Origin of the sequence: Cobetia sp. BMC6, assembly GCF_029991385.1 — a bacterium.
Lineage (GTDB): Bacteria > Pseudomonadota > Gammaproteobacteria > Pseudomonadales > Halomonadaceae > Cobetia.
This window is the reverse complement of record NZ_JAKUMF010000002.1, coordinates 82,861-98,145: the sequence shown is the minus strand read 5'-3', so window position 1 is coordinate 98,145 and position 15,285 is coordinate 82,861. Positions and strand designations below refer to the sequence as shown.

Below are 15,285 nucleotides of genomic sequence, written 5' to 3'. Positions count from 1 at the left end.
GATTTCCTGCAACGGGTATTTTGTGCCACGCACGCAAGCCATCGTCTTCGTGATGACGCTGGTGCGCTGACTCGACGCCCGACTGATGCAGCGTGGGACATCGCCCGTCAGAGCGGTTGCCACGGCTGAACGCCCGCCTTGCTCAAGAGCTGTGCGGTCTCATGCAGCGGCAGCCCGACCACGGCGCTGTAACTGCCCTCGAGATGACTGACAAAGACGGCGCCGAGCCCCTGGATGGCGTAACCACCCGCCTTGTCAGCGGGCTCACCGGTCGCCCAGTAGCGCGCGGCCTCCTCCGGGGTGATGGTACGAAAGGTCACGCGGCTCTCGACCAGCTCGCTCTCGCAGCGCATGTCGCGCCCGGCGTCGCCATGACACAGCGCCACACCACTGAGCACCTGATGACTGCGCCCCGAGAGACTGAGCAGCATCTCGCGCGCGTCCAACTCGTCGCGCGGCTTGCCGAGAATGCGTCCATCCAGTGCCAGCGCGGTATCCGCGCCGAGCACTCGCCGCCCCACCGTCCGACCTGTCGTCCGCTGCGCCAGAGCCGCGAAACCGGCCTGCGACTTCTCTCGCGCCAGACGCAGCACGTAATGCTCCGGCGACTCATTGGCCTGCGGCGTCTCATCGATATCCACCGGCGCCACCTCACATTGGATGCCGATACTGGCCAGCAGGTCACGACGACGCGGCGACCCCGAGGCCAGAATCAATCCCGGATCAGCAGCGTCCTGTTGATCAGAGCCCTGTTGAGCAACGCCCTGAGACATCACGTTGCGTTGCGTCGTGGCGCCAGAGTTCGCAAAGAGTGAGGAAACGGGGCTGTCGGCATCGGAAGTGGATGGCCTGGAAGCGGATGACATGGAAGACCTCGTGAAGATAAACATGGCTGACAAGTACCAGAAAGCCGCCCGTAGGCGGCTTTTGGAAGCTCACAAGAAGTGCTATCGATGTGCGAGTAAGTGCTATCGATGTGCGAGTGGCACTCAGGCCGCGACCCGCCGACGCAGCATCTGCAGCAGAGTATAGAGCCACGGCCACAGCGCGCCGCCGATGACCGCCGAGAGCAGGAACGACAGGCTGACCGGGCCGGCACCGAACAGGCTGCGCAGCCATTGATCCAGCAACTGTGCGATGCCCAGCACCACGATCACCAGCAACGCCTGCTGCAGCAGGGAATAGGCGCGAATACGCTGATAGAGCAGCACGCCCATGAAGGCCGTCAGCGACAGCACCAGGGCGTTGTGCCCCAGCGGTGCGCCCTGCAGGACATCCAGCGCCAGCCCGAACAGGAAGCCGTGGAAGACTCCGACACTCTGCGGCGAGACGATGCACCAGTAGACCAGCATCAGACCCAGCCACTGGGGCCGCCAGATCAGCCACACATCCGGCAATGGCATGACCTGCAGACACAGCGCCAGCAGCAGCGAGAACCAGCACAGCAAGGTGGTTTGGGGACGAAAGGCCATCAGTTGTTCTCCCCGGCAGCGTCGGTGGGTGCCTGAGCGTCTGCCGCATCCTCGGCAGAGCCTTGCGCGGCATCGTCACCCTCGGGCCTGGGCGCCGCCAGGTTGTCACGCGGCAACTCATCGAGGCTGTCATCGACATACAGGTTGTCGGTATCCACCGGCGGCGGCATCTGGATCAGGAAGTTGCGCGATCGCTCCAGCTGCGCGATGGGCTCGGCACTCACGCGGGCGAACGGCTTGCCGGGATCATGATAGACCTCGGTGACACGTGCTACCGGCAGGCCGCGCGGAAAGCGAAGCGCCAGCCCGGAAGTCACCAGCAGATCCCCGACACGAATGTCGGCGGTATCCGGCACATGCAGCACATCGATCTGATCGATCTTGCCGCTGCCCTGGGCGATGAAGCGCAGGCCATTGCGATTGATCTCGACCGGCACGGCGTGGCTGGCATCACTGATCATCAGCACTCGACTGTTATAGGCCGACGTGGAGATGACCTGCCCGACGAGACCATAGGCATCGAGTACCGGCAAGCCGATGCGCACGCCATCCTGCTCGCCGCGGTCCACCACCATGCGGTGGGAGAACGGGTCGGCATCGAGGGTCAGCAACTGGGAGGTGATATAGGGGATGTCGCTACGTTGCCCGGCATTGAGCAATTCGCGCAGGCGCGTATTCTCGGAGGTCAGGCTCGCCATGCGTTGCACACGGCTGGACAGATTGAGCAGCTGTTCGCGCAGCGCGCGGTTCTCGTCGGCCAGCTCCTGCTGATCGGCAAACACCAGCGCGCCCCAGCTGAGGCCTTCCGTCGGCAAGCTGACGACCCATTGCACGGGCGATACCAGCGTCGCCATGCTGGCGCGCACATCGACCATCCAGCTGAAGCGATCTTCGGCAAACATCAGCGCGAGTGACAGCACCGCGCACAGCAGCATGCGGTAGCCGGGCACGGGGCCACGCGTGAACAGGGGTTTGATAGCACGTCCTCCGACAGGCCGGGACCAGCCGTACAGCACACAGCATGCCCGGCCCCGGACGAGGTCAATCGCTCGACAGCAGCTCGAAGGTGTGCTGATCGATCATTTCCAGCGCCTTGCCACCGCCGCGCGCCACGCAGGTCAGCGGGTCTTCGGCGATGATCACCGGCAGGCCCGTCTCTTCCGCGATCAGCTTGTCGATGTCACGCAGCAGCGCACCACCACCGGTCAGCACCAGGCCACGCTCGGCGATGTCGGAAGCCAGCTCCGGCGGAGACTGCTCGAGCGCGCTCTTGACCACCGAGACGATGGCCGCCAGCGGTTCCTGCAGCGCATCGAGAATCTCGTGGGAGTTGAGCGTGAAGGAACGCGGAATACCCTCGGCCAGATTGCGGCCGCGCACGTCGATCTCGCGCAGCTCGCCACCCGGGTAGGCACAACCGATCTCTTCCTTGATGCGCTCGGCCGTCGCCTCACCGATCAGGCTGCCGTAATGGCGACGCACATAGGAAGTGATGGCTTCGTCGAAGCGGTCACCGCCGATACGCACGGATTCGGAATAGACCACGCCGTTGAGCGAGATGATGGCGATCTCAGTGGTACCACCACCGATATCGACCACCATGGAGCCCATCGCCTCTTCCACCGGCAGGCCCGCACCGATCGCGGCAGCCATCGGCTCCTCGATCAGGTAGACCTCACGCGCGCCGGCCCCTTCGGCCGATTCCTTGATGGCGCGACGCTCGACCTGGGTCGACATGCACGGCACGCACACCAGCACACGAGGGCTGGGTGTCAGGAAGGTGCTCTGATGCACCTTGCGGATGAAATGCTGGAGCATCTGTTCGGTAACGGTGAAGTCGGCAATAACGCCGTCCTTCATCGGTCGGATGGCCGTGATATTGCCGGGGGTGCGCCCCAGCATGCGCTTGGCATCGGCACCGACGGCCGCCACACTGCGGGCATTCCCGGACTGGCGAATGGCCACGACTGAGGGCTCGTCGAGCACGATACCGCGACCGCGCACATAAATAAGCGTGTTGGCAGTACCCAGATCGATCGACAGATCGCTCGAGAACAGCCCACGTAAACGTTTAAACATGGAAGTTGATCACCTAGTCCAGACCGGAACCCTGTGCAGACGCGAACGGTACCATTGCCACCCCATGGCGGCAAGCTGACACGCCTGCCAGAGCGACGCAGATGTGGTACATTTCACGCCGAATCACACTGTAACGGCGCATTCGGCGACAGATTGCTCCATCGCTGCAAAGCGCGCTGTTTTACAGGGTAACGGGCATCGGGTTTGCCGGGACACCACAATTTTCGAATTCGGCTTTTCGCGCTCGTCGCGCCAGTCTGATTTCGCGTGGTCGTCTCTGACTCCTGCCGTCACCTCAAGCCTCTCGAAGCCAAGACAGGGAAACTTCAATGGCCCTTGAACATTCAGATGTGCTGCGTGCCGCTCACCTCGCACGCCTGGGTCTTGCCTCGCAGGATGCCGAAGCCTACGTCGAGGATCTCGACCGGATTCTCGCCATGGTCGACCAGCTGCAACAGGTCGATACCGACGGCGTCGCACCGCTGGCGCACCCGCTGGAAGCCACGCAACGCCTGCGCGCGGACGAAGTCACCGAATCGAATCAGCGCGAGCGTTTTCAGCAGGTGGCCCCGGCCACAGAGCAGGGTCTGTATCTGGTTCCGCGCGTCGTCGAGTGATCTCGCCTGGCAGATCGCTCACGCATCGTGACCGACTGCCATCGGATACCACGTCACGCGGCACGCCCCGTCCGCCCCGGAATTTCTGCGGATGATGCCCGGCGCATCGTCTGCACTGATGGAATCGAACATGTCATCGTCCATTGCACTACATGACAAGACGCTCAGTGAGCTGGCGCAAGGCCTGGAGGCCGGCGAATACACCAGTCGCGAGCTGACGGAAGCCTTCCTGGCCCGTATCGAACGCCTCGATGGCGAGCTCAACAGCTACATCACCCTGTGCCGCGAAGAAGCGCTGCGTGATGCGGATGCCGCCGATGCACGCCGTGCCGCCGGCAATGCCGCCGCGCTGACCGGCGCCCCGATGGCCATCAAGGACATCTTCTGCACCGAAGGTGTGCGCACCAGCTGCGGCTCGAAGATGCTCGACAACTTCGTCTCGCCCTACGACGCCACCGTGATCGAGAAGCTCAAGGCCGAGGGCGTGGTGATTCTCGGCAAGACCAACCTCGATGAGTTCGCGATGGGCTCCTCGAACGAGAACAGCCACTACGGTGCCGTCAGGAACCCGTGGGATCTGTCCGCCGTACCGGGTGGCAGCTCCGGCGGCAGTGCCGCCGCCGTCGCCGCAGGCCTCGCACCGGCCGCGCTGGGCACCGACACCGGCGGTTCCATCCGCCAGCCGGCCGCCTTCTGTGGCATCACCGGCCTCAAGCCGACCTACGGTCGCGTCTCGCGTTACGGCATGATCGCCTACGCCTCCAGCCTCGATCAGGGCGGCCCGATGGCTCGCTCCGCCGAAGACTGCGCGCGCCTGATGAACGTGATCGCCGGCGCAGACCCGCGCGACTCCACCAGCGTGGTGCGTGGCGTGCCGGATTACGTCGAAGGACTGGACTACAACCTCAAGGGCCTGAAGATCGGCCTGCCGAAGGAATACTTCGGCGAAGGCCTGTCCGAGGAAGTCGAAGCTTCCGTGCGTGCCGCGATCAAGGTCTTCGAGGATGCCGGTGCCAGCGTGCAGGAAATCTCGCTGCCGCATACCCACCTGGCCATCCCGACCTACTACGTGATCGCGCCGGCCGAGGCCTCCTCCAACCTGTCGCGTTATGACGGCGTGCGCTTCGGCCATCGCTGCAATGACCCGCAGGACCTGGAAGACCTCTACAAGCGCACTCGCGAGGAAGGCTTCGGCGACGAGGTGAAGCGTCGCATCATCATCGGCACGCACACCCTGTCCGAAGGCTTCTTCGATGCCTACTACATCAAGGCCCAGAAGGTGCGTCGCCTGATCCGCCAGGACTTCCTCGATGCCTTCGATCAGGTCGATGTGCTGATGGGCCCGGCGGCACCGACCCCGGCGTTCGATCTCGGCGCACACAAGGACCCGCTGTCCATGTACCTGCAGGATCTCTACACCATCGCCATCAACCTGGCAGGCATTCCGGGCATCAGCGTGCCGGCCGGCCTGGCAGGCAAGCGCCCGGTGGGGCTGCAGATCCTCGGCCCGCACTTCGGTGAGCAGACCCTGCTGGGCGTCGCGCACCAGTTCCAGCAAATCACCGACTGGCACCGCCAGCGCCCGGAATTCGGACAGGAGCAAGCCTGATGCAATGGGAAGTCGTAATCGGGCTTGAGGTTCACGCTCAGCTCGCCACCCAGTCAAAGATCTTCTCCGGCTCTTCCACCACCTACGGTGCCGAGCCCAACACCCAGGCCAGCGCCGTGGACCTCGGTCTGCCGGGCACCCTGCCGGTGCTCAACGAGCAGGCCGTGGCCATGGCCGTGCGCTTCGGCCTCGCCGTCAATGCCGCCGTTGCCGGCCGTTCGGTGTTCGAACGCAAGAACTACTTCTATCCGGATCTGCCCAAGGGCTACCAGACCAGCCAGATGGATCAGCCCATCGTCGGCCCGGGTGTGCTCGAGATCCTTCTGGAAGATGGCACGCGCAAGTCGATCCGCATCCATCACGCCCACCTCGAGGAAGATGCCGGCAAGTCGCTGCACGAAGACTTCCAGGGCATGACCGGCATCGACCTCAACCGTGCCGGCACACCACTGCTGGAAATCGTCTCCGAGCCGGACATGCGTTCCGCCAAGGAAGCGGTGGCCTACGTGAAAGCGATCCACGCCATCGTCACCTACCTGGGCATCTCGGACGGCAACATGGCCGAAGGCTCGCTGCGTTGCGACGTCAACGTCTCGGTGCGCCCCATGGGTCAGGAAGCCTTCGGCACCCGCGCGGAGATCAAGAACGTCAACTCCTTCCGCTTCATCGAACGCGCCATCCACTTCGAGGTGGAGCGTCAGATCGAGCTGATCGAGGACGGCGGCAAGGTCGTGCAGGAAACCCGCCTGTATGACCCGGACGCCGACGAGACGCGCAGCATGCGCACCAAGGAAGAAGCCAACGATTACCGCTACTTCCCGTGCCCGGATCTGCTGCCGGTAGAAGTGGATGAGGCCTACATCGAACACCTGCGCCAGACCCTGCCGGAACTGCCGGCCGAGAAGCGCGCACGTTTCGAAAGCGAACTGGGCCTGTCCGCCTATGACGCCGGCGTGCTGTCCGCCAGCCGCGAGATGGCCGACTTCTTCGAGGAAGTGAAGGATGTCTGCGGCGACGCCAAGCAGGCCGCCAACTGGGTGCAGGGCGAGCTGGCCGGTCGTCTCAACAAGGAAAACCTCGACATCACCGTCAGCCCGGTCTCCGCGGCCCAGCTGGGTGGCCTGATCAAGCGCATCGTCGATGAGACCATCAACGGCAAGGCCGCCAAGCAGGTGTTCGCCGCACTGTGGGATGGCGAAGGCGAGAGCGCCGACGAGATCATCGAGTCACGCGGCCTCAAGCAGGTCACCGACACCGGTGCCATCGAAGCCGTGGTCGATCAGGTGATCGCAGACAACCCGGCCCAGGTGACCCAGTATCAGGAAGCCGAGCCGGACAAGCGTGGCAAGATGATCGGCTTCTTCGTCGGTCAGGTGATGAAGGCCTCACGCGGCACCGCCAATCCGCAACAGGTCAACAAGGTGCTGAAAGACAAGCTGGATAGCCTCAGCTGAGCCTGTCCATCAGTCGCTGAATGAAAAAGCCCCCACCGTCATCACGACGCTGGGGGCTTTTTCATGCTCTATCGAACAGCAATTGACTGCCGCCTATGCGGGCTCACGACTGCCACACACCTGGCAGCCGGGGTCGCGCTTGAGGCCCATGCGCCGCCATTCACCACTGAGGCCATCGAAGGTGGCAAGGCCGCGATGCACGCTGCCGGCACCGCTGATCAGCTTGAGCGCTTCCAGCGCCTGAAAGGCGCCGATGATGCCGACCAGCGGCGCGATGACGCCACTCTCGGCACAGGTCAGTTCTTCATCGCCAAGCTCATCCGGCGGATACAGGCAGCCATAACACGGTGCCTGTGGCTCACGGCGATCAAACACTGCCAGCTGACCGGAGAAGCGTATCGCGGCGCCGGACACCAGCGGGGTGCCCGCTGCCACGCAGGCGGCGTTGATCGGGAAGCGCGAGCTGAAGCGATCGGTGCAATCGAGCACCACGTCTGCGGCAGTCACCTGCTCGGTCAACGCCTTACCCTGCAGCCGCTCGGACAACGCGATCACCTCGATGTCGGGATTGATCGCCAACAGTGAGGAGGCAAGTGATTGCGCCTTGGGCTGATCGATGTCGGCGTCACCATGGGCGATCTGACGCTGCAGATTGGACAGCTCGACGTGGTCATCATCGGCCACCACCAGGGTGCCGATGCCCGCGGCCGCCAGATAGAGCGCCGCCGGGCAGCCCAGCCCCCCCGCCCCGATCACCAGCACCCGCGCCGCCAACAGGCGCTGCTGGCCGGCGATGTCGACCTGAGGGAGCAGGATCTGGCGCGAGTAGCGCAGCAATTGCGAATCTTGCATGGGAGAAAAGCCACCTATCGGTAGATGAAGTGAAACGCCGCGACGCCTGGCTGACGCGCCCAGGGCCGGCCGCTACTTGGCGTCCAGTTCCTCGATATCGGGCACATGCAACGAGAACTGCTCCTTGACCTCCTCCATCACCACATAACTCTTGGATTCCTTGACGCCGGGCAGCGTCAGCACCACATCGCCGAGCAGCTGGCGATAGGCGGACATCTCCGGAATCCGGCACTTGAGGATGTAGTCGAACTGCCCGGAAACCAGATGACACTCCTGGATCTGCGGCAGTTTGGAGACGGCACGGCGGAACTCATCGAACACCGACGGCGACTGTGTCTCGAGACTGATCTCGACGAAGACCAGCAGATTGGCCTTGAGGGCCTTGGGGTCGAGCACCGCCTTGTAACCGCGGATGACGCCGGCGCGCTCGAGGCGTTTGACGCGCTCCAGACACGGCGTGGTGGAAAGGCCGACTTCCGAAGCGAGGTCGACATAGGAGATACGGGCATTCTCTTGCAGGCAACGCAGAATCTTGAGGTCGATGCGGTCCAGAGAGCGTGATTTTGCTTTCATTGTAATAGTTTTCCCAGCAGGGTGACTTGCAGCAGGATCATCCGTGTTCCTGGCTTCCGTGCAGTCAGGGCATCGGATAACAAGGGGGGTTATCAGATGACCATGCCAATCATGCAGGTTCATTACTACCATACCCGGCCAACAGGGGATACGCCTTCACCGGCGGCGTTGTGACGAGGATTCCACGCAGACTTCTCTCAAAACGGGGGAATGCACTACGCGAGTGGCAAGCGCGAGGGTGTCGGGGCAGCCGCCACCGGTGCCCGCGGCCGGGTCATCATCAGCGCAGCCTGCCCAGCGTGATGCGCTCGCGCCCGCCCAGGTCTTCCAGCGTCTCGACGTCGGCGAAGCCGCCGGCACGCAGTGCCTCGCGCACTTCATTGCCCTGGGTGAGGCCATGTTCCAGCATCAGGTGGCCGCCTGGCGCCAGATGCTGCGGCGCCGTGGCGATCAGGTGCAGGAAGTCCGCAAGCCCCGCCTTGTCCGCGACCAACGCCGAGCGCGGCTCGAAGCGCACATCGCCCAGCGCCAGATGCGGATCATCACCGGCCAGATAAGGAGGATTGGCGGTGATCAGTGCAAAGCCGCTCTCGGTGACGGCACTGAACCAGTCACTCTGACGGAACTCGGCATTGGCAATCCCCAGACGCTCGGCATTGCCGCGCGCCAGCTGCACGGCCTCCTCGATGAGGTCGACGCCCAGCACCTGCCACTGCGGACGGTGACAGGCAAAGGCCAGCGCGATGGCACCGGTGCCGGTGCCGAGATCCAGCAGTCTGCCTTCGGGCGCCTCGGCCAATTCCAGCGCACACTCGACCATGACCTCGGTGTCCGGGCGCGGAATCAGCGTGGCCGGCGAACAGGCGAGCGTCAGGCCATAGAACTCACGTCGCCCGAGCAGATGCGCCACGGGATGGCCCTCGGCTCGACGCGCCAGCAGTGCCTCGAAACGTGCCACGCCCTCGGCGCCGGCCTCGCGCTCGAGATCCCGATCGCCCCAGGTGTAGAACCAGGTGCGCTCGCGCCCCATCACCTCGCCCAGCAGCAACTCGGCATCCAGACGCGGAGAATCGCTGCCCGCCTCGCTCAGACGGGCAGTCGCGGCTGCCAGGGTGACATCGATTCTCACCTTATTGCTCCTGCAATGCGGTCAGCTGATCGGCCTGGTATTCCACCACCAGCGGCTCGATCACTTCGTCCAGCTGGCCGGCGATCACTTCATTGAGCTTGTAGAGCGTCAGGTTGATGCGGTGATCGGTCAGACGACCCTGCGGGAAGTTGTAGGTACGGATACGCTCGGAGCGATCCCCCGAGCCGACCAGCTTGCGACGCGCATCGGAGGTGGCCTGGGCCTGGCTGTCCACCGCGGCCTGCTTGAGGCGTGCCGCCAGCAGTGACATGGCGCGCGCACGATTCTTGTGCTGGCTGCGCTCGTCCTGGCACTCCACCACCACGCCGGTGGGCAGGTGGGTGATGCGAATCGCGGAATCGGTGGTGTTGACGTGCTGACCACCGGCGCCGGAGCTGCGATAGGTATCCACACGCAGATCGGCCGGATTGATGTCGACGTCGCCGACTTCATCGGCCTCGGGCATCACCGCCACGGTACAGGCGGACGTATGGATACGCCCCTGGGACTCGGTGGCAGGCACGCGCTGCACGCGGTGCGCGCCGGACTCGAACTTGAGACGCGAGTAGACGCCCTCGCCCTTGACGCGGGCGATGACTTCCTTGAAGCCGCCGTGCTCGCCGTGGCTGGCGCTGACGGTCTCGACCTTCCAGCCCTTGAGCTCGGCGTAGCGCGAGTACATCTTGAACAGGTCGCCGGCGAACAGCGCCGCCTCGTCACCGCCCGTGCCGGCGCGCACTTCGAGGAAGACGTTGGCACCATCATCCGGGTCGCGCGGAATCAGCAGCTGGGTGATCTCGGCTTCCAGCGTCTCGAGTGCCGCCTCGGTCTCGCGGACTTCCTCACGCGCCATGTCGCGCATCTCGGGATCACTGTCCTCGGCCATCACCAGTGCGGCCTCGCGATCATCCTTCAGGCCGCGATGGCGGCGCCATGCCTCGATCAATGGCTCAAGCTCGGCGTACTCCCGCGACAGGTCGCGGAACCTGGCCTGGTTCCCGATCACTTCGGGCTCCGACAACAGTGCGGAGATCTCCTCGAAGCGGTCATGGAAGGTGTCGAGCTTGGTGATGAGGCTGTCTTTCATGAAGGGTCCTGTGATGAATCAGCCGGCGCGAGCAGAAGCGTCTGGGCCGTCTGAAGAATATCCTGGCGATCGTCCCCCGAGGCCTGGCGCAGTGCCAGCGTCGGGTGATGCATGAAGCGATTGGCCAGCTGGCGTGCCAGCTGCGCGACCACTTCCTGGGGGTCGCGTCCCTGATCGAGCTCCGCCAGCGCCTGCGCCTCGCATTCGGCGCGCAGTTGCTCGCCATGGCTGCGGTAGCGCTTGATGACTTCGCCGCCACTGCGCACCCGCTTGAGGTGCAACCAGGCGTTGACGCCCTGGCGAATCAGCTCTTCTGCCTGGGCAGCGGCCAGCTCGCGGTGGCGACGATTCTCGTCGATCACTTCCTGCAGGTCATCGACCGTATAGAGGAAGACGTCGTCGAGGTCGCCGACCTGCGGCTCGATATCGCGCGGCACGGCGATGTCGACCATGAACACCGGCTTGTAACGGCGCTTCTTGAGTGCACGCTCCACCATGCCCTTGCCGAGAATCGGCAGCTGGGAGGCGGTGGAGGCTATCACGATATCGGCATTCTCGAGGGCATGCGGAATGCCTTCCAGGCCGATGGCGGTCCCGCCCAGCTCGTCGGCCAGACGCTCGGCCCGCGACACGGTGCGGTTGGCGATGCACAGATTGGCGATGCCCGCTTCCTTGAGGTGGCGCGCGACGAGCTCGATGGTCTCGCCGGCACCGATCAACAGGGCATTGGCGCGCGAGAAGTCATCGAAGATGTGACTGGCCATACTGACGGCGGCGTAGGCCACCGAGACGGGATTCTCGCCGATACCGGTCTCGGTACGCACCTGCTTGGCGACCTGGAAGATGTGCTGGAAGAGCTGCTCGAGTTCACCGCCCAGCCCCACCGAATTGCGCGCGAACTGATAGGCGTCCTTGAGCTGCCCCAGAATCTGCGGCTCGCCCAGCACCATCGAGTCAAGTCCCACCGCGACACGGATCAGATGGCGTACTGCCTCCTCTCCCAGATGCTGATAGCTGCACCGTGACAGCTCCTCCACCGGCAGACGATGGAAACGTCCCAGCCACTCGAGCACCGACTTGGCGCCATCGCTGGTCACGCAGTAGAGCTCGGTACGATTGCAGGTCGACAGCACCGCCGCTTCGGAGACCGCCGGCAGGCGCTTCAATTCGCCCAGCGCGGCATCGAGCTGCGCAGGCGTGAAAGCAACGCGTTCGCGCACGTCAACGGCGGCGGTGCGGTGATTGATGCCAAGGGCAAGAAGGGTCATGGAGTCAGTCGTCAGGGTCTGGCCGGCAGGGATCGGCGTCAATGTCAGGCGGCTCTCGGTTCTGGACTGCCACGAGGCAGCATCAGAGACAGCAGGCAATCCGCATAGGCTTCGTGCTTTCACGCCTGTCGACTCAATGGGGACAAGGGCGACTGACATAAAGGCACACTGGGCTGCCGAAGCGGCTGAAATCGTAATGTTGGCGCGCTCATTCTACCACAGCGTCCGAACCACGCGACCCCGCAACATGCCGCAGCCGATGAGGATTTTCCATGATGCCGGCAGGCTCTCGCTATCAGCCCACGCGGCGGATCTTTCGCCAAACGAGGTATCTGCTGGGGCATGCCACACCCACACGTCGGCAACGCTATCCCCGCTCGCCGCCAGCCGTTATGCTGCAAGAGACGACGCCTTGGTCAGCGCCATGCGCGCGCATGACCCGGCCTGCGGCTCGATCGCCCCGCTCCCCATTCTGCCCACACTGACAAACGCGAGGTTGCATGCACGCTTCGACTGCCGCTGAACATAGCCCCCCGCACGCTCACGCCTGCCTCGATACTCCCCGCCGCCCACGCGGCGGGTGGAAGTCCTGTGTCGTGAGCGGATTGCTGCTGGGCATGACCGGCTGTCAGTCGATGAGCGACTCCGCGCCCCTGACGGCACAGCCTGACCCGCTGGCCACGGCGCCGCCCGTCCAGCAGGGCCTGGATGCCGACAGCCTCAATCAGCTGCTGAGCGCCGAGCTTGCCGGACAGCGCGGTGACTATCCCCGCGCCGCCAATGGCTATCTGGCCGCCAGCCGTCACTTCGATGACCCGGAACTGGCGCGCCGCGCCGTGCTCGCGGCGCGCTTCGCCGACAACCCGGCGCTGCTGGAGCGCGCCGCCGAACGCTGGCAGCAACTCGATGAGTCGGCCAGCGAGCCCGGCATCATCCGCGCGCGCCTGGCGGTCGAGCGAGGCGACTGGCAGGCCGCACTCGAGCAGCGTCTGATGCTTACCGCCAGTGGCGGCAATGGCAATCTGGCGACCCTGGCCGAGCAGGCCATCGACGCAGGCGCCGAACTCGAGCCTCTGCTGGCGATGCTGGAAACGCATATCGCCCGGTACCCCGAACAACCGATGCCCGAGATTGCCGCGGCACTCTTCGAGGCAGCATTGGGCAGTGAGGCGGCGGCGCGTGCGCGCCTGGTGCGCCTGGAAAGCGCTCACGCCACGCTGGCGGAGCTCTGGCTGGCGCGCAGCGAGATCGAGCGCGGCGCGGGCCGTCTCGAGGCGTCGCGGCGCGCGGTAGCCCGTGGCCTGGAGCTCGCCCCCGACGACAGCCGTCTGATCCTGAGCGCCGCGCAGACCGAACTGGCCGGCGGCGATCTGGACGCGGCACGCGAGCGCATCGATAGCCTCATTGCCCGCCATCCCAACGCGCCACGTCTGCGTCTGGCGCTGGCCAGCCTCTATCTTGATGCCGATTCGCCCGAGGACGCCCATCGCCTGCTGCTGCCGCTGCTCGATGAAGACCCGGTGCCGGACGCCGCCTACGCCCTGCTGGGGCTGGCCGCCGAGTCCAGCGGCGATGTCGACAACGCCATTCTTTACTACCGGCAGGTGCCGGACGGCGAGCGCTACATCTCCAGTCGCGCCCGTGCCGCCCAGTTGCTGGTCGAACACGAGCGCACGGACGAGGCACGTCAGTTACTGGCCGTGGAGCGCCTGCGCCATCCGCGCCATGCCATGACGCTGCTGAGCTTCGAGATCGACCTGCTCGACTCCCAGGAGGCGTATGCCGAGGCCGAGGCCCTGCTGAACAGCAGCATCGCCACGCGCCGCAAGGCGCTCAAGCAAGCCATCGCCGGCCAGGAGACCGACACGCGCAACACGCTGGAAAGCGAGCTGGGCAGCCTGTTGTTCCTGCGCGGCATCCGCCGTCTGGAAGATGATGAGCTGGGCGGCATGGAAGAAGACCTGCGGGAAGTCATCGCGCTGGAACCCGACAACGCCAGCGCCTACAACGCGCTCGGCTACACCCTGCTGGTGGAGACGGGTCGCCTTGAAGAAGCACTGGCCTTGATCGAGCGCGCCCATGCGCTGTCGCCCGACGACGCGGCCATTCTGGATAGCCTTGGCTGGGGCCGATATCTGACCGACGACCTCGACAATGCACTGGCACCGCTGGAAGCCGCCTGGGCCCAGCAGCAGGATGCCGAGATCGGCGCTCATCTCATCGAGGTGCTATGGGCGCTGGGCCGCGAGGATGAAGCCCGTAGCCTGGCGATAGAGCTGAGCGAGCGCTTTGAAGAAGCCAGCGAGCTCGAAGCCCTGTTCCAGCACATCCCCGAGCTACGCCCGGTGGTAGATGCGCCCTGAAGTACGCAGCCACGCTACCCGGCACTTTCTGCCCACTGGCGAGTCCATTATCCTGACCCGCCAGTGAGTGGAGCCTCACTCACCGTCACTCATCTTCTCGCCATCCGGAAGGCTTTCGCGTCATGATCACTTCTCCCCTGTCACTCTCCCTGCTGAGCCAGACACGCCGCCTGCTCGGGCCAGCCCTGCTGGCCATGACACTGGTGCTCAGCGGCTGTGCCAGCCAGATGGCCAGCGACAATGCCGGTGATCTGACGCGCAGCGACGGCGACTGGCAGCAACAGGACGCGCAACTTGCCGCCCTGACCCACTGGCAGCTGGCAGGCAAGGTCGGCATTCGCACTCCCGAGGAAGGCCACAGCGCCAACCTCGACTGGCAGCAGGACGGCGATGATTACCACATGCTGATCACCGGCCCGCTGGGCGCGGGACGCACGACTCTGGTCCGCGATGCCGATGGCGTGCGCCTCTCCTCCTCCGAGGGCGACTTCGAAGCCCCGGATGCCGAGAGCCTGATGCTGGCGCAACTGGGCTGGTCATTGCCGCTGGGCGCCCTCGACAACTGGGTGCGCGGTGTACCGGCCGCTGGCGAGCATGATCTCGAGACGGATGCACTGGGCTTCCCGACCACCCTCTACCAGGACGGCTGGGAGGTGGACTATCAGGATTGGACCCGCGCCGAAGGGCTGTGGCTACCGCGCAAGATGAAGCTTTACTACGGCGACCTCACTGCCACTCTCATCATCAACCAGTGGCAGGCGCTGTAATCGTGACACCTTCTC

14 protein-coding genes are annotated in these 15,285 nt (G+C 64.7%); 5 read left to right on the top strand and 9 right to left on the bottom strand.

Annotated elements, in window-relative coordinates:
- Window positions 1-107: 107 nt before the first annotated feature.
- The 4 genes from MKZ40_RS04640 to MKZ40_RS04625 form a co-directional block, all read right to left on the bottom strand.
- Window positions 108-773 (bottom strand): Maf family protein, encoded by a 666-nt coding sequence (locus MKZ40_RS04640; protein ID WP_175088398.1) that lies wholly within the window; start codon window positions 771-773, stop codon window positions 108-110.
- Between the two features lie 216 nt (window positions 774-989).
- Window positions 990-1,472: a rod shape-determining protein MreD gene (gene mreD / locus MKZ40_RS04635; RefSeq protein ID WP_043332574.1), complete on the bottom strand. Its 483-nt coding sequence runs from the start codon at window positions 1,470-1,472 to the stop codon at window positions 990-992.
- Window positions 1,472-2,449: a rod shape-determining protein MreC gene (mreC, locus tag MKZ40_RS04630; RefSeq protein ID WP_282627822.1), complete on the bottom strand. Its 978-nt coding sequence runs from the start codon at window positions 2,447-2,449 to the stop codon at window positions 1,472-1,474. Before mreC ends, mreD begins: the two co-directional genes overlap by 1 nt.
- A gap of 64 nt (window positions 2,450-2,513) precedes the next feature.
- Entirely contained in the window at window positions 2,514-3,551 is a 1,038-nt protein-coding gene (locus MKZ40_RS04625) for a rod shape-determining protein (RefSeq protein WP_043332576.1), read from the bottom strand.
- A gap of 329 nt (window positions 3,552-3,880) precedes the next feature.
- On the opposite strand from MKZ40_RS04625, the gene gatC reads away from it, so the two are divergent.
- The 3 genes from gatC (at window position 3,881) to gatB (ending at window position 7,231) form a co-directional block, all read left to right on the top strand.
- Window positions 3,881-4,168 carry an Asp-tRNA(Asn)/Glu-tRNA(Gln) amidotransferase subunit GatC gene (gene gatC / locus MKZ40_RS04620; RefSeq protein WP_054555110.1) on the top strand — a complete coding sequence of 96 codons (288 nt, stop codon included), beginning with the start codon at window positions 3,881-3,883 and terminating at the stop codon, window positions 4,166-4,168.
- 130 nt (window positions 4,169-4,298) lie between these two features.
- Window positions 4,299-5,777: an Asp-tRNA(Asn)/Glu-tRNA(Gln) amidotransferase subunit GatA gene (gene gatA / locus MKZ40_RS04615; RefSeq protein WP_175088352.1), complete on the top strand. Its 1,479-nt coding sequence runs from the start codon at window positions 4,299-4,301 to the stop codon at window positions 5,775-5,777.
- Window positions 5,777-7,231, top strand: coding sequence for an Asp-tRNA(Asn)/Glu-tRNA(Gln) amidotransferase subunit GatB (gene gatB / locus MKZ40_RS04610; RefSeq protein WP_175088353.1), 1,455 nt, complete (start codon window positions 5,777-5,779; stop codon window positions 7,229-7,231). Before gatA ends, gatB begins: the two co-directional genes overlap by 1 nt.
- Window positions 7,232-7,324: 93 nt before the next feature.
- On the opposite strand, the gene moeB is transcribed toward gatB, so the two are convergent.
- From moeB to hemA, 5 genes are all read right to left on the bottom strand, one after another.
- Window positions 7,325-8,083 (bottom strand): molybdopterin-synthase adenylyltransferase MoeB, encoded by a 759-nt coding sequence (gene moeB / locus MKZ40_RS04605; protein ID WP_175088354.1) that lies wholly within the window; start codon window positions 8,081-8,083, stop codon window positions 7,325-7,327.
- A 72-nt stretch (window positions 8,084-8,155) separates the two neighbouring features.
- Complete coding sequence (locus tag MKZ40_RS04600) at window positions 8,156-8,656, bottom strand: Lrp/AsnC ligand binding domain-containing protein (protein WP_043335877.1); 501 nt, start codon at window positions 8,654-8,656, stop codon at window positions 8,156-8,158.
- 280 nt (window positions 8,657-8,936) lie between these two features.
- Complete coding sequence (gene prmC, locus MKZ40_RS04595; RefSeq protein WP_175088355.1) at window positions 8,937-9,785, bottom strand: peptide chain release factor N(5)-glutamine methyltransferase; 849 nt, start codon at window positions 9,783-9,785, stop codon at window positions 8,937-8,939.
- Between the two features lies 1 nt (window position 9,786).
- Window positions 9,787-10,872 (bottom strand): peptide chain release factor 1, encoded by a 1,086-nt coding sequence (gene prfA / locus MKZ40_RS04590; protein WP_175088356.1) that lies wholly within the window; start codon window positions 10,870-10,872, stop codon window positions 9,787-9,789.
- Window positions 10,869-12,140, bottom strand: a complete 1,272-nt coding sequence (hemA, locus tag MKZ40_RS04585) for a glutamyl-tRNA reductase (RefSeq protein WP_043335883.1) — start codon at window positions 12,138-12,140, stop codon at window positions 10,869-10,871. The genes prfA and hemA overlap by 4 nt, the downstream gene beginning before the upstream one ends.
- A 596-nt stretch (window positions 12,141-12,736) precedes the next feature.
- On the opposite strand from hemA, the gene MKZ40_RS04580 reads away from it, so the two are divergent.
- Together MKZ40_RS04580 and lolB are read left to right on the top strand one after the other, a co-directional pair.
- On the top strand, window positions 12,737-14,503 hold the full coding sequence (locus MKZ40_RS04580) for a tetratricopeptide repeat protein (protein ID WP_175088357.1): 1,767 nt from the start codon (window positions 12,737-12,739) through the stop codon (window positions 14,501-14,503).
- Window positions 14,504-14,625: 122 nt separating this feature from the next.
- A complete protein-coding gene (lolB, locus tag MKZ40_RS04575; protein ID WP_175088358.1) occupies window positions 14,626-15,270 on the top strand; it encodes a lipoprotein insertase outer membrane protein LolB in 645 nt (214 codons plus the stop codon).
- The last annotated feature ends 15 nt before the right edge of the window (window positions 15,271-15,285 follow it).